This window comes from Kosakonia beeri (assembly GCF_054165705.1).
The window spans coordinates 796891-817059 of the sequence record NZ_CM135106.1 but is presented as its reverse complement, the minus strand read 5'-3'; the positions used below and the strand labels follow the sequence as shown (position 1 = coordinate 817059).

Genomic DNA, 20169 nt, shown 5'->3' with positions numbered 1-20169 from the left:
TGAGTGGTATGAGGCTCAGCGGCCAGTGCAGAGTTACCCGACCATAGCCAGCACAAAGGCAACCGCCAGTAGATCAGCGCTGCCACCTGGGCTTAAACGCCGGGCTATCAGTGCCTCATCCATCTGGCGCAGTGCGGCAGTATCCCACTGCGTGGCCAGTAGCCTCACCGCATAATCCTGTACATAACGCAGTCCTGTCATGCCCCCGCGCGATACCAGATTGCTGTCGGCATTGGCGGCCATCAGCCGCAGCAATGCGTTGTGCAATCGCCGCTCGCCCTGTTCCTGATACCAGAACGGCAACACTGCGCGTCGCACAGTGACAAAGCCTTGCTCAACTTCACCACGCGCCCCGGTCAGGCCGTAATCGCGAAACTGCTTTTCGCCTGCTGTTACCGCCAGCGAACGGGTGGCCAGCTCACGCTCCACAAGGCCACAACAGATTTCACTGACCTGCAGGCACAGCGCATCAGCGCTGATAATCCGGTTTTGCCCCTGCAAGCGCCCGGCGGCAAAACACAATAATCCCAGGGAAAAAATACCGCCTTTATGCGTATTCACCCCGTTAGTGGCGGCAAACATTGCCTGTTCGCAGGCAATGCCGGCTGGCCGCAACAGGCGCAGTTGTTCGCTTGAGGGTTGATGCGCGTGCTGTCTGCCCGCCTGCTCGAATACCTGAAACCACGGCGTGATGGCGGCGATACTGGTTAAAAACAGACGATGATCCATATCCTGGTGCGACCCGGAGTTTGCCCGATCCACCAGCCCCGGTTTTGGGGTTAAATCCAGTTCAAGGCGCAGCGCCTGCGCCGCCAGAGAAGGAACATCCGCTGCTTGCGGTTTAGTCGCGAGCAAACCAGCCATCGATTAATCTCTCTACGCGGGCTGTCACGTCGTCGACAGGGTGGCGGCGTGACCGTGCGCAAGCGTGCGCCGGTTCATCGCAAACCAGGCAACGACGCGTGTTCAGGTCCAGTGAATGGCGACCCACCTGCCCGTTATGAGGGCAGAACACGTCAAAATCCCACAGCCTGCCGAGGGGATGCGTTTGCTCCATCTCCACGCAGCGGGCTTTAATTTCCACCGCCGGGTGCTCAACACACCACAAGGCTTCCGCGCCGGTTGGCAACCAAAGTACCTGCCTGTCCAGTACGTTCCAGTGATGTTGCCACAGCAACTGGTCGCAGGCTTGCAGCGCCACGCCCATAGTATTGCGATAGCGGATACTGTCTTTTACGGCACCGGGTGTCACCAGCGTCAGTGAAATGACCGGTTGTTGATAGTGAGTGAGCCAGTCAGCCTGACGCGCTGCGCGACTATCTTTCGCCGCCAGCAACGCTTCAAGGCTGACGCCCGCTCTCACGGGCGTCAGTGTGGTCATTGATTTTCCTCTTTAACCTGACGAACAACATCAATCACGCTGCCGTCGCGGTACCGGATCACCCCGACGATGCGGTCGGTAAAGGCGATCGGTTTCGGTTCGCCGGTCAGGGAGATGGCGCGCTGATACAACGTGTCGATATCAACGATTTTCAGCCCTGCCGCCAGCAAACGCTCGCGGATTTCCGGGCGCGCCGGGTTAACGGCAATCCCGTGATCGGTGACCAGCACATCAATGCTTTCCCCTGGTGTCAGCAGCGTGGTCACGCGTTTTACTACCGTCGGAATGCGGCTACGCAGCAGTGGCGCAACCACAATCGTCAGGTTTGCCGCTGCGGCCACATCACAGTGACCGCCGGAAGCGCCACGCATTACGCCGTCAGAACCGGTGATCACGTTGACGTTAAAATCAACATCGATCTCCAGCGCGCTGAGGATCACCACATCCAGTTGATCGCAGCTTGCTGCTTTACCGCCAGGATTGGCGTACACATTGGTGGAGATCTCTACGTGGTTCGGGTTACGGCGCAGTGATGCCGCCGCCTCGCCATCGAAGCACTGGGTATCGAGCAGTTTTTCGATCAGCCCTTTTTCATGAAGATCCACCAGACTGCCGGTAATGCCGCCGAGCGCGAAACGGGCTTTTACGCCATGACGTTCCATTTTCGCTTCCATAAAGCGGGTCGCCGCGGTGGCTGCCGCTCCGGAGCCGGTCTGCATGGAAAAGCCATCTTTGAAATAGCCTGAATGTTCAATCACGTCGGCGGCATAACGGGCGATCATCAGCTCACGCGGGTTACTGGTGACGCGTGCCGCGCCGACACTGATTTTCGCCGGATCGCCAACGCTCTCCACCTGTACAATCAGATCGACCTGATCCTGTCCCAGGCTGGCCGGCATATTCGGGAACGGCACCAGTTCTTCGGTCAGCAGCACCACTTTTTTGGCGAACTGCGCATCGACCATCGCGTAACCCAGCGACCCGCAAACGGATTTACCCTGCGTGCCATTGGCATTGCCAAACTCATCGCTGCACGGTACCCCCAGGAACGCGACATCAATATTCAGCTCGCCGTCCTGCAACAGTTTCACGCGGCCACCGTGGGAGTGGATCTGTACCGGCTCCGCCATCAGGCCGTGCGAGATGGCATCAGCCAGTTTGCCGCGCATGCCAGAGGTGTAGATTCGGGTAATCACCCCGTTCTGGATGTGTTCGATCAGGGCATCGTTACAGGTCATCAGTGAGCTGGATGCCAGCGTCAGGTTTTTAAAACCCAGACGCGCGAGGGTCGCGATCACATTATTAATCACCCGATCGCCTTCGCGGAACGCGTGGTGAAAAGAGATGGTCATACCATCTTTCAGGCCGCTACGGGCAATCGCATCTTCCAGCGTGGCGCAGAGTTTGCGGGTATGTTTGCTGTTAACGTCCGCCAGCCAGGGTGTGGCTGCATGGGCGCTATCAAAAGGTTTTAAATCACGCAGATGGGGAAAATTAACGTGAAGAAGTTCTGTTTGATTCATTGTTCTTTCCTTACTGACGCACGCCGGACGCAGCCGCACGTTCCAGCACCATCTGCGCGTGATTAATAATCGGGGCGTCAATCATTTTGCCGTTCAGCGAGACAACCCCAAGGCCGTTACGCTCCCCCTCTTCCGCAGCTTCGATAACCAACTTAGCGTGGTCAACTTCCTGCTGTGTTGGCGCATAGGCGTTATGCAACAGGTCGATTTGGCGCGGGTTAATCAATGACTTGCCGTTAAAGCCCATTTTGCGGATCAGCTCGACTTCACGCAGGAACCCCGCCTCATCGTTAACGTCTGACCACACCACGTCGAAAGCATCTATACCGGCAGCACGGGCAGCGTGCAGCACGGCGCAACGTGCATAAAACAGCTCGGTACCGTCACCGCGCTCGGTTTGCATATCCATAACGTAGTCGAAGGCCGCCAGCGCAATGCCAATCAGACGCGGGGAACTGCGGGCAATGGCCACTGCATTAATCACGCCGATAGCGGACTCAATTGCCGCCATCACGCGGGTTGATCCCACTTCGCGGCCGCACGCCAGCTCAATACGCTCCAAGTGACGTTCCAGTTCGTAAATATCTTCCGGGGTGTCGGTTTTTGGCAAACGCACCACATCCACGCCAGCGCGGACGACCGCTTCCAGATCCGGCAAGCCAAACGGAGTATTCAGTGGGTTAATACGCACCACCGTTTCGATGTCCTGATACATAGGGTGTTGCAGCGCATGGAAGACCAGCAGACGCGCGGTGTCTTTTTCACGCAGAGCGACCGCATCTTCCAGGTCGAACATGATCGAATCCGGGCGATAAATAAACGCGGTAGAGAGCATGGCGGCATTCGCGCCTGGCAGAAACAGCATGCTACGACGAAGTTTTTTCACAGCAGTTTCCCCCACTCGATTTCACTCCCTTCGGCGGCACGCAGCACCGCACTTTGCAGACGGGCGCGGATCACGCAGTCCAGTGCGCCTTTGTCTTCAATGATCACTAACCCCTGGCGCACATCCATTGCACGCAGCGTGGCGTTCACTACCTGACGGATCTGATCGCCAAACTGCTTGATCACTTCACTGTGAACAACCACTTCAAGCTCGCCTTCGGCGGGCGCTATTTTCACCATCAGGTCGCTGGACTCCATAGTCCCGGCCAGCGCCTCCCTAACAATTTTCATAATGACATTCCTGATTTTTAAGCGACTTCCGCGCTGTAATGGGATTCCAGATGCGCGAAAGTGGTATCCGGTACAATTTCCCGAATACGGGAAAACTGGTGTGTTTTCAGTAAACGACGCACTTCCGATGCCGAGATGGCAGTACCCGTGGCTTTGATACGTGGGATTTCCCGCACCTCCACCGCACCAGCCAGCAGCTGATGCATGGTCTGGTTGTACTGGCGGGTCACGTCGCAAAATGGCTCACTGCCAATAAAGCGATGCGTAATGCCGAGCGCCGGGGCGATATAGTTACGGAAAATAAGCAGATCGATTTCACTCCACGCCTGCTGCACTTTTCCTGTCTCTTTAAGGAAGTAGGCCGGGAAGGTAGCGCGAGAAATGATGTATTGAGAGCCTTCGTGTACGGTGACATTGGCCAAATGGGCGACGCCTGCCTTCACCATTTTCAGCCGCGCGGCGAAAGAGAAGAACGACGCGTCTTCACGCACCACAAACAAGTGCAGCCAGTCGCAGGATTGCGCGGCTTGTTCAACCAGATGACGGTGCCCGAGGGTGAAGGGATTGGCGTTCATCACAATCGCGCCAATGCGCTTTCCCGGCACGCGATCGGCCTGTAACGTACGGCAATAACGCTGAATGCCAGACGGTGTGTTCTCCATCAGAATCGCATTGTTGCCACTTTGCGCTACAGGCCAGAAACCGCTGTGCTGAAAACGCTCCCGGTTGCACGGACGGGTGCACAAGAACAGATGAAAATGGCCACGCGCCAGCGCAAGGTTTTCAACTTCTGCGAGTAGCCGCGCGCTGAGGTTTTCACCGCGCAGCGCTTCATCGACTGCCACACACTTGATGACGTTGGCGGCCAGCCCCGCACAACCCACCAGTCGGTTTCCCGACCAGGCTTCAACGAAAGTGGTGATATCGCTGTCCATACCTAAACCGCTGTCTGCGAGCAACGTGCGGATAGAAGCCAGCCGTTGAGTATTGCCGTTGACTTCCGCTACGCGGAAGTCGATGGGGGGTCGTGCTTGCATGGTCTTGCCTTCGTCCTTAGTGCGCTGCCGTCAGCGCATGGGCTGGCGCATCGATAATCACATTACTGAGATGGCCGATATTCTCGATTTCCACTTCAATGCGATCGCCCGCTTTCATAAACAGCGGTGGGTTACGTTTTTTACCCACTCCGCCAGGCGAACCGGTGATAATCACGTCACCCGGCGTCAGGCTGGTAAAGGTACTGATATACTCAATCAGCTCCGCCACCTTGTGGATCATGCTGGCGGTGTTGTCGTCCTGTACCATGCGGCCATTCAGCCAGGTGCGGATTGCCAGCGCATGCGGATCCGGGATTTCATCAGCGGTGGTCATCCACGGCCCGAACGCGCCGGTCTGCCGCCAGTTTTTACCGGCGGTAAACCAGGTGTGCTGCCAGTCGCGCGCTGAGCCATCCATGTAGCAGCTGTAACCTGCCACATGGCTTAGCGCTGTCTCACGGCTGATGTTTTCACCGCCTTTACCGATGATCACCGCCAGTTCGCCTTCATAGTCGAATTCGCTGGAGTGACGTGGCTTCAGTACCGGTGCGTTATGCCCGGTTTGTGAGTCGGCAAAGCGGACAAACAGCGTAGGTGCCGGGTTGTGCTGATCAAATTCTTTGCGCTTTTCGGCGTAGTTCATGCCAACGCAGAGAATCTTCCCTGGGTTGTCGATCACCGGCAGAAATTGGAGATCATCGAAGCGAATATCCGGCGTTTCGCCAGCCAGCTGTTGCGCTTCTTGCAGCGCGTTGGCGGCGAGCAGCGACTTCAAATCACCGTAACGATCGCCCAGGCGCTGACCCAGATTGATGACGCCATCAGCCGTGACGATGCCGTAGCTACGGATCCCCTGATGGACAAAGCTTGCGAGTTTCATATCAGTTCCTGTAATGCTTAATCAGACGAGGAAATTGCCAAGGACCAGCAGTGATACCGACACGTTGATCGCCCCACCGATACGGGTAGCAATCTGTGCAAATGGCATCAGGCTCATGCGGTTGCCCGCCGTCAGGATGGCAACATCCCCTGTACCGCCCTGGCCGCTCTGGCAGCAGGAAATAATCGCCACATCAATGGGATGCATGCCGATTTTTTTACCAACAAAGAAGCCTGTCGCAACCAGTGCGGACACCGTACTCACGATCACCAGCAGGTTATTGAGGGTGAAAGCGTGAACCAGCTCTTGCCACGGCGTAATGGCCACGCCAACCGCGAAAAGGATTGGATAGGTCACAGAGGTCTGGAAGAATTTGTACACCACCTGAGAGCCTTCCAGCAGACGCGGGGAAACGCCATGCGCCAGTTTGACCAGCACCGCGGCAAACAGCATGCCGACCGGTGCAGGCAGGCCAATCAGTTTGTGGCCCAGCATACCGATCATGTACAGCAGGACCGCCAACAGCGCGCCTGCAGCAATAGTGGTCACGTCCGTTTTGCCAGAAAAGGCCGGTGCAGCAGAGGCTTTCTCGTCCCCGTTTTCACGGTTTGGCATTAACTGGCCTTCACCGGTCAGGTGCGGGAAGCGTTTGCCGAGCTGGTTCAGGCAGCCAGAGATAATAATGGCGGTCAGACCACCGAGCATCACCATCGGCAGTACACGACCCAGCGCGACACCCTGGTCCATATGCAGCAGAGCAGCATAGCCAATGGAGAGCGGAATAGCGCCTTCACCCACGCCCCCCGCCATAATCGGCAGGATAATAAAGAAGAAAATCTGGAACGGTTCCATACCGAGCATCAGGCCAACGCCCATGCCGACCAGCATGCCGACGATTTCGCCGCACAGCATTGGGAAGAAAATACGCAGGAAGCCCTGGATCAGGGTGGTGCGGTTCATGCTCATAATGCTGCCAACAATAATGCAGCAGATATAGAGATAGAGAATGTTGGTGGATTTGTAGAACTTGGTGGTTGATTCCACAACCACATCCGGCAGCAGGCCGTAATAGACCATTGCCGACGGAATAAAGGTCGCGCAAATCGCTGCCGCGCCCAGTTTGCCAATGATCGGCAGGCGCTTACCAAATTCGCCACAGGCAAAACCAAAGAACGCCAGTGTCGCCACCATCACCACGATATCGCTGGGAAGCTTGCCGCCCAGACAGTCGATAGCAATCAACGCGCCCGCCAACAGGAATAATGGCAGTGGAATAATCCCTACTTTCCAGGTATCCATAATGTGCCACCACTTATCTTTAAGTGATGTTTTTTGAATCGACAGCGATTCAGAGGTAACAGAAAATGAATCGTCAGTTGTGCTCATAATTAAGCCCCTTGGTTATTTTGTGTGTACAGATTAAAGGGCTAAACACACACTTTATGTGAGGAGCTGCATAATAAAATTGGAGTTTTAATGGCGCCTATGGTTTTTATGGTTTCTTTTATTTTGTGTGATTCACGCCTTAATTATGCGCGTGGTTTTTATGGTTTCTTTTATATCGAAACACAAGTTAATAACATTTCCCAAAAGAATTATTTAACAGGCTGTTTTTTGCCGCCAACGCTTGCTGTGCAAGGGATCACAAGTTTCCAGTAAACTGCGCACGAAGCCCGTAAAAGATGCTACATTGACGCTTTGTTAGCTGCTGTGCGTGCCGTCATGAAAGTATCCTTTCAAATCAAACTTTTTATTTCGCTGGTGCTTTTTTTCTCCGGCCTTTTTGCCTTGCTTGGTGTTTATTATTACAAGGACGTTGGCCGCCAGCTATACCAGGAAATGAGTGCAAGAGCAAAAATACAAGCCGAAGAGATCGCGATTATTCCGAATTTACGTCGTTCGGTGGCCGAAAAAGATATTCCGGCGATTACGCAATTTATGCATAAAGTTGTCGCGCATAGCGATGCCAGTTTTATTGTTATCGGTGACAATAAAGGCCTCCATTTATTTCATTCCGTCCATGCTGATGTAGTGGGTAAAACCCTGGTTGGCGGTGATAACGAAGAGGTATTACAGGGGTTAAGCACCACCACCATTCGCAAAGGGGGGCTGGGGATTTCACTGCGCAGCAAGGCGCCGATATTTGATGATAATGGGCATGTCGTCGGTATTGTTTCGGTCGGCTATCTGACCAGCTATCTCGACACCATTACGCTGGGTAAAGTGATCAATATTTTTATTGCCGCCGTGTTGTTGCTGGCCGCGTTGTTTATTTTTTCCTGGTTTTTCACCCGCGGCATTAAAAAGCAAATCTTTTCGCTGGAGCCGCGCGAAATCGGCCTGCTGGTGCGTCAGCAGAAAGCGATGATGGAATCGATTTATGAAGGGGTAATCGCCGTCGACAGCGAGTTGCGCATTGAGGTGATCAACCAGGCCGCGCGGAAATTGCTGGGGTTAAGCCAGCCAACGCGCGCGTTACGCGGTCTGGCCATTGGTGAGGTGATTGCACCGGGGCCCTTTTTCACCCGCACGGTGATGCTGGAGAAAGATACCCACGATGAAATTTGCCGTTTTAACGAATTGACGGTGATTGCCAGCCGGGTGCGCATCATGCTGGAAGATAAATTACAGGGTTGGGTGATCACCTTCCGCGACCGCAACGAGATTGACACGCTCAGTGCACAGCTTAGCCAGGTCAAACGCTACGTCGATAACCTGCGCATTATGCGCCATGAACAACTAAACCGCATGACCACCCTGTCTGGCTTGCTGCATATGGAACGTTACGACGAAGCGGTACGCTATATCCAGGCGCAGTCGGAACATGCCCAGGAGTTGCTGGACTTTATCTCGTCGCGCTTTAGCTCGCCGACCTTGTGCGGTCTGCTGCTGGGTAAAGCGGCCCGCGCGCGTGAAAAAGGCGTCGAGCTGGCCTTCGATCCGCTGTGCCAGATGGAAAAAGCATGCGGATCGCTGGGAGAAGCGGAGCTGATCTCCATCATCGGCAACCTGCTGGATAACGCCATTGAGGCGACACAGCGCGCTCCGCTGCCGCATGAGCCGGTGGAGGTGCTAATCCTACTTAATGAGCGGGAACTGATCATTGAGGTGGCGGATCGCGGTATCGGTATCGATCCGGCCATCCGCGAACGGATTTTTGAGCGAGGGATGACCACCAAACGCAGTGGCGATCATGGCTTTGGCCTGTATCTGATCGCCAGCTACGTTATGCAAGCAGGTGGATCTATTGATGTCTCCACCAACGCGCCTCGCGGTGCTATTTTTTCTTTGTTTATTCCTGAAACGGGCAATGTACAGCGCCCCGTACCGACCCTGGAAGATCAGAATTATGCGACATGAACAGATAGACGTGCTGATAGTAGAAGATGAAAACGCGCTTGCGCAGCTTCATGCTGAACTGGTCGGCAAACACCCACGTTTGCGCCTGGTGGGCATTGCGTCGTCGCTTGCCGACGCGCAGGTGTTGCTGAGCAGTACGCAGCCGCAACTGGTTTTACTCGATAATTACCTGCCGGATGGAAAAGGCATCACCTTGATCAGCGATCCGTTGATTGCCCGGGCGAATTGCTCGGTGATTTTTATCACCGCCGCCAGCGACATGGACACCTGCAGTCTTGCTATTCGCAACGGCGCTTTCGACTACATTCTCAAGCCGGTTTCCTGGAAGCGCCTGAGTCAGTCGCTTGAGCGTTTTGTGCAATTTGCCGAGCAGCAACGGGTATGGAAGGTTGTCGACCAACAAAACGTTGACTCACTCTATCAATTACAGGCCAAAAACTACCGGCAGGATAATGGCAGCAAAGGCATCGAGGAGAATACGCTGGCGCTGGTGCAAAAGCTGTTTGCCGACGATGCGGAGCGCTGTTTTTCGGTAGATGAAGTGGTCAGCGAAACCGGGTTGAGTAAAACCACCACCCGGCGTTATCTGGAGCACTGCGTAGACGCCGGTTTCCTGGCGGTAGAGATGCAGTATGGCAAAATTGGCCACCCGCGCCGTATGTACCGTCGGGCTGCCGCCTGAATGTTGCCCCTCACCCTGCACGGCGTGAGGGGGCAAAACATTACTTCAGCACATACCCGTACAAGCGTTTGATACCATCCGTATCGGTTTCCGAATAGACGCCCTGCAATTCCGGCGAAAAGCCCGGCAACAGATTGACGCCCTCTTCCAGCGCCAGGAAATAGCGCTGCACTGCGCCGCCCCACACTTCGCCCGGCACCACACAGAGTACGCCTGGCGGGTAAGGCAGTGCCCCTTCCGCCGCAATGCGCCCTTCCGCCTCGCTGATGCGCACCAGCTCAACATTGCCGCGAATAAATTCACTGTTGGCGTCCTGTGGGTTCATGACCACAGCTGGCAGGCTCTCTTTGCGGAACATCGCTTTTTGCAGATCTTTCACGTCAAAACTGACATACAGATCGTGCATCTCCTGGCATAGCTCGCGCAGAGTGTAATCGCGGTAACGCACCGGGTATTTGTTAAAGATCGTCGGCAGCACATCGGCCAGCGGGGTGTCATCTTCGATATGTTGCTCGAACTGAGCCAGCATGGCGACCAGTTGCGCCATCTTCTCTGCGCTTTCGGCCGGCGTAAGCAGGAACAGGATCGAGTTGAGATCGCATTTCTCCGGCACAATCCCGTTCTCGCGCAGAAAGTGCGCCAGAATGGTTGCCGGAATGCCGAACTCAGTATAGTCACCGGTTTCGGCATCAATGCCTGGTGTAGTCAGCAGCAGCTTGCAGGGATCAACAAAATATTGCTCCTGCGCATACCCTTCAAAGCCGTGCCATTTATCGCCAGGCTCGAAGCTGAAGAAACGGCGTTCACGGGCGATCACCTCAGTCGGATGATCCTGCCACGGCCGCCCGCCGATCGCCGGGGGCACAAACGGTTTGATCATTTTACAGTTGGCGATGATCGCTTTGCGCGCTTCAATGCCCAGCGCGACGCATTCGGCCCACAGGCGGCGACCGCTCTCGCCCTGGTGGATCTTTGCGTTAACGTCCAGCGCAGCAAACAACGGGTAAAACGGGCTGGTGGACGCGTGCAGCATGAAAGCGTTATTGAGCCGCTTATGCGGGCAAAAACGCGCCTGGCCGCGCAGATGATTATCTTTCTTGTGGATCTGCGAGGTTTGCGAGAACCCCGCCTGCTGTTTATGCACCGACTGGGTGACAAAAATCCCCGGATCGTTTTCATTCAGATCGAGCAGCAGCGGCGAGCAGTCGGCCATCATTGGGATAAACTGCTCGTAACCCACCCACGCCGAGTCAAACAGAATGTAATCGCACAGGCTGCCGATCTTGTCGATCACCTGGCGAGCGTTATAAATAGTGCCGTCATACGTACCAAGCTGGATCACCGCGAGGCGAAACGGGCGAGGTTGATCGGCTTTCTCCGGCGCGACGTCGCGGATGAGCTCGCGCAAATAGCGCTCATCAAAGCAATGATCGTCAATACCGCCAATAAAACCAAACGGGTTGCGTGCCGCTTCCAGATAAACCGGCGTCGCACCGGCCTGAATCAACGCGCCGTGGTGGTTTGATTTGTGGTTATTGCGGTCAAAAAGCACCAAATCGCCCCGGGTCAGTAGCGCGTTGGTGACGACTTTGTTAGCGGCAGACGTTCCGTTAAGCACGAAGTAGGTCTTATCGGCGTTAAACACCTTTGCTGCGAATTTTTGCGCATGCTTCGCCGAACCTTCGTGGATCAGCAGATCCCCCAGTTTCACGTCGGCATTGCACATGTCGGCGCGAAAGACATTCTCACCGAAAAAGTCATAGAACTGACGCCCGGCCGGGTGCTTCTTAAAAAATTCGCCGTGCTGGTGCCCTGGGCACGCAAAGGTACTGTTATCCATTTCGACATACTGGCGCAGCGTGTTGAAAAAGGGCGGCAACAGATTGTCTTCGTAATCGCAGGCGGCGGTTTCCAGTTCCAGCCACTCCTGATCTTTACCGCCGATCACCGCTGTGACGCCTTCCGGCGTTTCGACCGCATTGTCTTTCGCAAACACGAACACCGGCAGGTTAAAACCCGTTCGTTTTAGCAGCATAAGAATGCCGCTACGACTCTCCGCCATCGTCATGACGACTGCCGCCACATCCGTAAAGTCTGTACTGTCCAGCGTCACCTTTTCGCGGTGGGTGGAGAGTGTGGATACCAGCTCGCGGCTGACGGCAATTTTCAGTGATTTCATAAGCACGAATACCCGTTTCAGGGGAGTAAAAGGCCCCAGGTGAAGCAGGTGCTTCACCCAACGAACGTGTCTGACCGGAACCAGCTCCGACCGCCAGACATCAGTAAAAGCAGAACGCTTCTGATCTTACTGTTGTCCTGCAGTGAGCGTGCGATACCCTCACCGCATGGTGAGTAAAGTATGGGATAAAATGAAACGGGCGGCAGGCCGCATGCTGGCGCAAAGCGGGCGATAAACGGCTGAAAGCTGCGTCATCAGAAGCCCCCGAGAGATGGAAGAAAATTCGCGCAATCATGTCACTTTTCCCCAGGTGGCGCAACCAACGAGGCGGATGATTCGCATAAAAATGCTATTCTGTGCGCCGTATTATTCAGTTTTATGAACATTCGGGAGAGATAACGTGTTAACTGGCCCTTTTATCAATGCCGCCGCCGTCTTGATAGGTGGAACCCTTGGCGCACTGCTCAGCCATCGCCTGCCGGAAAGGGTGCGAGCCTCCATGCCATCAATTTTTGGACTTGCGTCGCTGGGTATCGGCATTCTGCTGGTGGTGAAATGCGTTAATCTGCCCGTGATGGTACTCGCCACGCTTGTCGGCACGCTGATTGGTGAGTTGTGCTATGTCGAACGCGGCATCAGTGGCGGTGTGAATGCCCTGCGCAATCTGGTGCAAAAGCGCAAAAATACTCAGGACGCCAACAGTGCTCACGAATCGTTTATTCAAAGCCTGGTGGCGATCATCATTCTGTTTTGCGCCAGCGGCACCGGTATTTTTGGCGCAATGCGCGAAGGGATGACCGGTGACGCCAGCATCCTGATTGCCAAGGCCTTTCTCGATTTCTTTACCGCGGTTATTTTCGCGACGTCGCTCGGTTTTGCTGTGGCCGTCATTTCTGTACCAATGCTGATTATTCAGTTGACGCTCGCCACCTGTGCCACATTGATTTTGCCGCTGACTACGCCAGCAATGATGGGGGATTTCACCGCAGTTGGCGGTGTCCTGCTGCTGGCGACCGGTTTACGCATTTGCGGAATTAAAATGTTTGCGGTGGCAAATATGCTGCCTGCGTTGGTGCTCGCCATGCCGATTTCTGCCCTGTGGACGGCGTTTTTTGCCTGACCTGGCGTGCATTTTCAACAAAGTGGTGATAGATTGTGCAGTCTGCAACGATTTCAAGAAATTTCGTTGACGGAGCGTGGTGAATCAGGTTTAATGCGCCCCGTTGCCCGGATAGCTCAGTCGGTAGAGCAGGGGATTGAAAATCCCCGTGTCCTTGGTTCGATTCCGAGTCCGGGCACCAAATTCATATCAACGGACCTCCACGGAGGTCCGTTTTTGCATTCTAAACCCGCCAGAATCAACACCTCCACAATAACTCGATTCCACTCAACTCAATCAACTTCAACCCACATCAAGCCGCTTGTGCGGGTACAAATGAGGGTATAGCCTGATTCGATAAAATTTATACCCTTTTCAACTGGCAGGAGACCTTACCCATGGCGCTCACTGACGCTAAAATTCGGGCAGCAAAACCGGATGAAAAACCCTATAAACTCGCCGACAGCGGCAATATGTTTTTGCTTGTTCATCCCAATGGTTCCCGCTACTGGCGCCTCCGCTATCGCTTCCTTGGCAAAGAGAAAACGCTTGCCCTTGGCGTGTACCCGGAAGTCTCGTTATCCGAAGCTCGCGAAAAACGCGATGCTGCAAGAAAACAGATAACAGAAGGCATTGATCCATGCGAACAAAAACGAGTTCAAAAATCGGTACCTGATACTGCCCAGACGTTTGAAACCATTGCCCGGCAGTGGCACCACAACAACAAAAAGTGGTCAGATTCGCATAGTGAAAAAATACTAAAAAGTCTGGCAACACATGTCTTTCCGTTTATCGGTTCACGCGATATCACCACACTGAAAACGCCGGACCTGCTTGTTCCTGTTAAAGCCGCTGAAGCCAAAGAGATATACGAGATAGCTGCCCGCCTCCAGCAACGAATCTCAGCCATCATGCGTTATGCTGCTCAGTCTGGCATTATCAGCTATAACCCTGCCATGGATATGGCTGGCGCATTAACGACGGTGAAACGACAGCACCGCCCTGCCCTCGCCTTAAATCGCCTTTCAGAGCTCCTTGAGCGTTTGGATACCTATAGAGGGCAGCCTCTTACCCGGCTGGCAACAAAACTCACCCTGCTTATCTTCATCCGTTCCAGTGAACTGCGCTTTGCCCGGTGGACTGAGATCGACTTCGAGAAAGCCATGTGGACCATTCCCCCTGAGCGAAAACCTATTGAAGGGGTTAAGTACTCGCATCGTGGTTCTAAAATGCGTACAGAGCATCTGGTTTCTCTCTCAAGTCAGGCAATGGATATTCTGAAACAGATCTACACTATCAGTGGTGGGCACGAGCTGATTTTCACTGGCGACCACAATCAGTGGAAACCCATGAGTGAAAATACGGTGAATAACGCGTTGCGACTGATGGGATACGATACAAAGGTTGAAGTCTGTGGGCATGGCTTCAGGGCAATGGCCTGTAGTTCGTTGATTGAGTCAGGACTGTGGTCCAGAGATGCGGTTGAACGCCAGATGAGTCATCAGGAACGTAACGGCGTTCGGGCTGCATATATCCATAAAGCAGAGTTTCTGGAGGAACGCAGGCTAATGCTTCAGTGGTGGGCGGATTATCTGGATGCAAACCGTGAAAACCCAGTATCACCTTTCGATTACGCCAGACAACAACGCTTATAATCCATTCTCCCGGCATTGCTGCCGGGAGAATGTTTCCTTATTTTTCTTTTCCCTGTATATATTTCTTCACAGAGGCGCTGGTGTTTCTCTGCACTTCCTCCTGCTTTGAAATATTATACGCATGCACAGGTGATTACCTATACTACCTGGGTTGAAATCTACCACAGCAATTAACGATAAAATAAGAAGCAAAATAACGGGATGACACTATGAGTTTTTTAACGGATGAAGAAATTAATGCACTGACAATAAAGCGAATGATTTTCCATGTCGTTGGCGGAGAGTTGGAGATCCCCGCACTGCTCAGTGAAATCTCACCGCCTGAACATGTCGATTTTTTTCTGGAGAGGATTAAATCTGCATTAAGCGGCAACATGTTCCGGTTTACGGAATGGTCCAATACCGAGCGTATTCTACGCCTCATCAGGAACCATGCCGATACTGACGCCAATTGCTTCACCGAACAGTCTACCTTTCTGGCAAACGATTTTCAGTCTCATCATCACACCAAAAATGCCAGTATGGGGGTATTCTTTCTTTTTGAGCTTAACACCCTCAACGATGAAAAACTGTTTGCGCTCATTAAATACGATAATGAGGATGTGGTGCGTTACGTACTGGACGCGCAGGGAAACGAGTTTCAGGTTCCCAAACTCGAACGCTTCCGCGAAAGTTTCGTTAAAAAAGCGGAAGCCATGCAGAAAATTGCCCTAGTCCGTTTGACAGCAGATACTCATGGTGGACAGGTTGTCGTACGGGATCGCAGTAAACGAACCAATATCTCCGTTTATTTTGAGCGTTTTCTGCAGGTGCAGCGCGTCAACAGTACAACTGACCTCAGCGACAAGCTGGTTGCCGCTCTCAAGGATGTCTTCAAAAAGAACCGCGACCTTTTACCGGATGACATCAGACGTAGTGGTGTTAACAAGATTTATGAAACGTTACATCATGGGGCGCAGGACTTTAACACCGATGAGCCCCTTTTCCTGCTGAACCAGATTTTTGGGCCAATGGAAGAAGATCATCCTCTGGTCAAATCCTTCACCCGTAAAATAAAAGACTTAGGAATTTCAGGTGAATCTTTCCGGATAGTTCCTGAGAACATCCCTAAGCCACGGAAAAGAAAACTGGAAACTCTAGAAGACGTTATCGTTATCTACGATGAGGACAATGCCCCAGATATCGAGACGATGGAAGACGGGCGAAAACGTATAGTGATAGTGACTGCAGGGCTGATAACAGATGATATCGATACTGGAAAAAATCGGTAAGGCAATAGACCACTCACGCTGCGCATCTGATCTGGTGATCACAGAGGATCAGCAGGCAGCCTCCCGGAAACTGTTCATTTCCGGAACCATGGATAGTGACACCCTTCAGTTATGGGGGGAAGTGATAGATGCTGATGCCGAAAATCTCAGGATCACTTTTTTTGATGAAAGCCGGGATGATATCCACCCCTGGCAGGGAGTACCTGACCAGAAGCACTTTATCACCATCATCAGCGATGAGGTTTCAGGGATCCTACGGCTCTTCACCCTTGAAGGATGGCGCACGTTTTTACTCCAGGATTCCAAGCTCCGTCAATATCACCGCATCTGTGCCCTGTTTGTCAGCGAATCATTTGAAACACAACAATGGAAAGTCGAGCCATGGAAACAGATGCTCCCGGAGGAGAGTAAAACCGACGTTCCTACAGGGACCTCCTCCGTCACAAAAAGTATTATCAGGTGTTTTTCAACTGACTTTCTTCCTCCGGATACCATTGCTCCCTGGCTCCTAGTATCCGGAGACAGAATGACTGACGTACCAATGAAACTCTGGGCGTCGCTCGCCTGCCGGGAGTTGTTGAAATGTTTCGCCAATGAGCTTTTTGCTGCAGAAATAAAAACGGTCGGACTGTCCGGAAAACCACCGAGGAAAATCCCTTTTGGAGAAGAACATGCGGCACTGCCCGCCTTTGACGTCATTCAGGAAACGGCAAAATGGATTTTTCTGGAAGGGAATGAGACTGAGCTTAAACATACCTTTCTGTCCAGTGAACTGGCCAGAGAATGGCCAGAGGGTGTCACGTTTTGTGAAGGCATTGTGTATCGGCTCCCCCCGGCACTGGAGTCAGCTAGGCTGCTCTATAAGGCCCATATCCGGACAGGGGGCAAAGACACCCTGAAATCACTGGGCGATTTGCGAAAAAGCCTGACAGAAGACACCCAGAAAATTCTTCAGCAGTCGCGGGATCTGTCCTCCTCGTTGTGGAAAGACATGGCCCTGGTCATCAGTACGCTGGTCCTTCGCTACAGTCTGGAGGCCCTAAAGGCGAGTGGTCAACAAAAAGTGTATGCCCTGGCATTTTGTGCACTGGCCTTGTATATCGCCATCTCATACGGGATGTCAGTCTATATCAACCGGCATGCTCTTTCGCTGCTGGAAAAAAACAGAACCACCTGGAGAAGTAAGTTATATGGTTTTCTGGATGAACAGGATTATCAGGAGCTGGCGGGTCTTCCCATTAATGCCGCAATGCGGTCATATCATCGAGTTGAGCGAATGACGTCGGCCATCATGCTCATTCTGATCACTCTATTACTCACGGCAGCCTCAGGTGAATTCTGGTCGCTCAGTACAATACTGCAGTCTGGATACACCTGGGTCATGAGCGCATTACAGTTTCTGACTCCCCCGTGGGCTCTGTGCGACCCGAACTGGTTTCCTGTGTGTCCTTCAGGGTTGAAATAAAGCAATCAGAGATCATAGCCGGTCCCGATAACGAACAACACTTATGCTAATCAGTCCTTATGTGGCTAAATAGAAGCCTATTTTTACCAGACAGTAATACCAGCGCCTCAGCGAATAGGAATGTCGGTATGGAAAATAAAATTCAGGAAACAGAAATCTGGTCAGTTAATTATCAGGTCAGATCGATTCTGGGTAACGATGAGACCAAATGGATCACAATAATCACCGGCGATATTATCGCCAGTGACGATGACGGAGAAGAACGGCTTGCTGGGAGGGTTAAATATTACCGGCTCCATGCTAATGATGCGATGGATAATGGCTATCGACCGGAGGATCTCCTCGACCTCACCAGCAGCACCGCCCATTTTCTGGGGACAATTTTCGATAAAGGTGGATGTTTTTTCAGACGAAAAATTCAGAACCTGTTTGATACTGAAATATTCAACTCAGACCTGATCCTGATCGACCGTATTGAGATATTACCGCCATTCAGGGGGAAAAACTTTTTTTTACAGGTTATTAACGACGGGATACGCTGTGTTGGTGGTCAGGTTGAGTTGATTGCCCTCAAGGCATTTCCGTTACAATTTGAGGTTCCATCGGAAGATGGAGAGCATATCCGATGGCAGGAAAAAATGGCCACAGACCTTTTTTGCCAGGACCAAAAAAAGGCCTTACGTCGGTTGACGCGTTACTACCAGAAAATGGGTTTTATAAAAATATCAGATACAGGTGTGATGGTAAAACCTGTCGCACAACGCTGGTAATCGGGTACCGGATTGCTGATTTATGATGGTATCGCGTTCAGCCTGAGCCGGATAAGCAGACAGTTTGCCAAAAAACTGAACCTGAATTTGTTCCGGGGCATCAAGATAAACTACGGCCAAGTTCGCACGTCGGGGACACGATGCAAACTGTCGGTATAAGCAACCGTACCGTCCAGCGCGGTGGATGATAACAAAAGGGCTGCAAGCGAGGAAAAAGGACGAATCATAATGAATGCTCCCTGGGGGGATTAACCCACTCAGGGTGCGTTGGTCTTTATCAGGCGTAAGTATTTAAGCCTTATTGATAAGATTAAAATTTAACATCATGGCTATCATCAACTACTGAATCATACACATTTTCAAAACATCGTCATACTCTACATTTGAAATTTGACAAGAACAGTATCAAGGGTAACGGCTAAACTTTTAACTTTAATAAAACCAATGAGGATATTATTTTGAATAAGGATTGGTATAAGATAGCAAATCGTTCATCTTTATTTTTCATAATCTTTTGCCTAATTATTACAGCAATAAATGTTTACTGGATTGAAAGTCAAAAAATACACACACTAATCTCTAAGATATTTGCGTTTTCTACAGCAATATGGATGATAATACCACTAACAAAGTCAACAATAATCCTCTCCCCTGAGGTGTTGAGATGCTTAAAAATAAAAACATGGAGATCTATAATACTCTTTAGAGAGTATTACAAGCTAACCAAATTAAATAACTTCCTTTTGCATATAGGCGCAACACTATTTTTCATCATAATGATTTTCCAGGCTGTATTCGATATAGAGTTAATGTCATTAGGTTATGCCACAACAATAATACTCAGCTTATCATTTCTATTAGACATACATCATAGAATTAAATTTATTTCAAAGAAGATATGGAAAGGAGTATTAGGAAAAATAGTATTGACATTGTATGCCGCATTAGCACTCACTATAACAAACTATCTGGCAAGACGTTGGATAATAAATACAACCAACCTTGACCCGAAATTTTTTAGCGAAGTAGTTAGCTCGATAAGTATATTTCTCACCCCATTATCTTACATCATCATCACAAGTTTTCTTTGTCTACTTATTATTATACCTGAATGTACAGGGCTTTTTATATTAATGTTATTAAGCCCTGGCAGTAATATTATTAACAAAAAATACCCAGGACTTGTTAAGTTATCAATCAGGATACGAACAGGAAAACGAATTGAGATCCTCTCACAAAACGAAATTGCATTATTACATTCTAAAACAATGTTTTTCAGAATATTATCCGCACCTTTATTCCTTCTATCAATTGCATGGATTCTAATTCATCTTAATAATTTCTCAGGTGAAGTTTTAGATAGAGCTGGACGCTCATGGCTTGTAGCAAATTACTATCAACCGAATAGCAATAATCCAGGAGATATATTAAAATATTATGAAATCAGTGAATCAAAAACATCTATCGCATACAAACAGAAAGACACATGGTATTTTTCAACCTTAGATAAACCAAAGGCACCACACTGAAGATAAAATCAGCTGAACAGGTGAAAGACGAAAAAGTGCCCGGCAAACATTCACAGAAAAAGTACACGGTGGCAAAACTTGCGGACTCCGTGTTCGTCGGCAGCAAAAAACGCTACCAGCGAGCACGGAGGTTAATTTAAACAGAAACTATACCATCTGCTG

Annotated in this window: 17 protein-coding genes and 1 tRNA gene; 9 read left to right on the top strand and 9 right to left on the bottom strand. The window is 51.5% G+C overall.

The genetic code is table 11. The annotated features are described in order from the left end of the window. Positions 1-33 precede the first annotated feature (33 nt). Genes citG through ACUY4S_RS04040 form a run of 8 tightly spaced genes read right to left on the bottom strand, consistent with a single transcriptional unit; the run spans position 34 to position 7383 of the window. On the bottom strand, positions 34-864 hold the full coding sequence (citG, locus tag ACUY4S_RS04075) for a triphosphoribosyl-dephospho-CoA synthase CitG (protein WP_458023022.1): 831 nt from the start codon (positions 862-864) through the stop codon (positions 34-36). Continuing rightward, complete coding sequence (gene citX / locus ACUY4S_RS04070) at positions 842-1381, bottom strand: citrate lyase holo-[acyl-carrier protein] synthase (RefSeq protein ID WP_458023021.1); 540 nt, start codon at positions 1379-1381, stop codon at positions 842-844. The genes citG and citX overlap by 23 nt, the downstream gene beginning before the upstream one ends. Further along, positions 1378-2904: a citrate lyase subunit alpha gene (gene citF / locus ACUY4S_RS04065; RefSeq protein ID WP_312691969.1), complete on the bottom strand. Its 1527-nt coding sequence runs from the start codon at positions 2902-2904 to the stop codon at positions 1378-1380. The genes citX and citF overlap by 4 nt, the downstream gene beginning before the upstream one ends. Positions 2905-2914: 10 nt before the next feature. After that, positions 2915-3790: a citrate (pro-3S)-lyase subunit beta gene (gene citE, locus ACUY4S_RS04060; RefSeq protein ID WP_458023020.1), complete on the bottom strand. Its 876-nt coding sequence runs from the start codon at positions 3788-3790 to the stop codon at positions 2915-2917. Beyond that, on the bottom strand, positions 3787-4080 hold the full coding sequence (citD, locus tag ACUY4S_RS04055) for a citrate lyase acyl carrier protein (RefSeq protein ID WP_312691973.1): 294 nt from the start codon (positions 4078-4080) through the stop codon (positions 3787-3789). The genes citE and citD overlap by 4 nt, the downstream gene beginning before the upstream one ends. Positions 4081-4097: 17 nt before the next feature. Further along, complete coding sequence (gene citC, locus ACUY4S_RS04050) at positions 4098-5117, bottom strand: [citrate (pro-3S)-lyase] ligase (RefSeq protein WP_312691975.1); 1020 nt, start codon at positions 5115-5117, stop codon at positions 4098-4100. 16 nt (positions 5118-5133) lie between these two features. After that, on the bottom strand, positions 5134-5997 hold the full coding sequence (locus tag ACUY4S_RS04045; protein ID WP_458023019.1) for a fumarylacetoacetate hydrolase family protein: 864 nt from the start codon (positions 5995-5997) through the stop codon (positions 5134-5136). A 21-nt stretch (positions 5998-6018) separates the two neighbouring features. Next, complete coding sequence (locus ACUY4S_RS04040) at positions 6019-7383, bottom strand: 2-hydroxycarboxylate transporter family protein (RefSeq protein ID WP_312691980.1); 1365 nt, start codon at positions 7381-7383, stop codon at positions 6019-6021. A 336-nt stretch (positions 7384-7719) separates the two neighbouring features. Here ACUY4S_RS04040 and ACUY4S_RS04035 point away from each other — a divergent pair, with 336 nt between their 5' ends. Together ACUY4S_RS04035 and ACUY4S_RS04030 are read left to right on the top strand one after the other, a co-directional pair. Next, entirely contained in the window at positions 7720-9357 is a 1638-nt protein-coding gene (locus ACUY4S_RS04035) for an ATP-binding protein (protein WP_458023018.1), read from the top strand. Further along, the gene (locus tag ACUY4S_RS04030; protein ID WP_312691983.1) at positions 9347-10039 is read left to right on the top strand and encodes a response regulator; all 693 of its coding nucleotides are present in this window, start codon (positions 9347-9349) and stop codon (positions 10037-10039) included. The genes ACUY4S_RS04035 and ACUY4S_RS04030 overlap by 11 nt, the downstream gene beginning before the upstream one ends. 40 nt (positions 10040-10079) lie before the next feature. Here ACUY4S_RS04030 and ACUY4S_RS04025 read toward each other — a convergent pair whose 3' ends face one another. Further along, positions 10080-12218, bottom strand: a complete 2139-nt coding sequence (locus ACUY4S_RS04025; RefSeq protein WP_458023017.1) for an ornithine decarboxylase — start codon at positions 12216-12218, stop codon at positions 10080-10082. Between the two features lie 400 nt (positions 12219-12618). Here ACUY4S_RS04025 and ACUY4S_RS04020 point away from each other — a divergent pair, with 400 nt between their 5' ends. From ACUY4S_RS04020 to ACUY4S_RS03990, 7 genes are all read left to right on the top strand, one after another. Continuing rightward, positions 12619-13338 (top strand): DUF554 domain-containing protein, encoded by a 720-nt coding sequence (locus ACUY4S_RS04020; RefSeq protein ID WP_458023016.1) that lies wholly within the window; start codon positions 12619-12621, stop codon positions 13336-13338. Between the two features lie 105 nt (positions 13339-13443). Next, positions 13444-13519: transfer RNA gene (locus tag ACUY4S_RS04015), tRNA-Phe, on the top strand. 196 nt (positions 13520-13715) lie between these two features. Then, complete coding sequence (locus tag ACUY4S_RS04010; protein WP_458023015.1) at positions 13716-14972, top strand: tyrosine-type recombinase/integrase; 1257 nt, start codon at positions 13716-13718, stop codon at positions 14970-14972. Between the two features lie 209 nt (positions 14973-15181). Then, complete coding sequence (locus ACUY4S_RS04005) at positions 15182-16243, top strand: nucleoid-associated protein (RefSeq protein WP_458023014.1); 1062 nt, start codon at positions 15182-15184, stop codon at positions 16241-16243. Next, on the top strand, positions 16215-17708 hold the full coding sequence (locus tag ACUY4S_RS04000) for a hypothetical protein (RefSeq protein ID WP_458023013.1): 1494 nt from the start codon (positions 16215-16217) through the stop codon (positions 17706-17708). The genes ACUY4S_RS04005 and ACUY4S_RS04000 overlap by 29 nt, the downstream gene beginning before the upstream one ends. A 128-nt stretch (positions 17709-17836) precedes the next feature. Continuing rightward, positions 17837-18478 carry a hypothetical protein gene (locus tag ACUY4S_RS03995; protein WP_335256506.1) on the top strand — a complete coding sequence of 214 codons (642 nt, stop codon included), beginning with the start codon at positions 17837-17839 and terminating at the stop codon, positions 18476-18478. 458 nt (positions 18479-18936) lie between these two features. Continuing rightward, positions 18937-20007: a hypothetical protein gene (locus ACUY4S_RS03990; protein WP_458023012.1), complete on the top strand. Its 1071-nt coding sequence runs from the start codon at positions 18937-18939 to the stop codon at positions 20005-20007. Positions 20008-20169 lie beyond the last annotated feature (162 nt).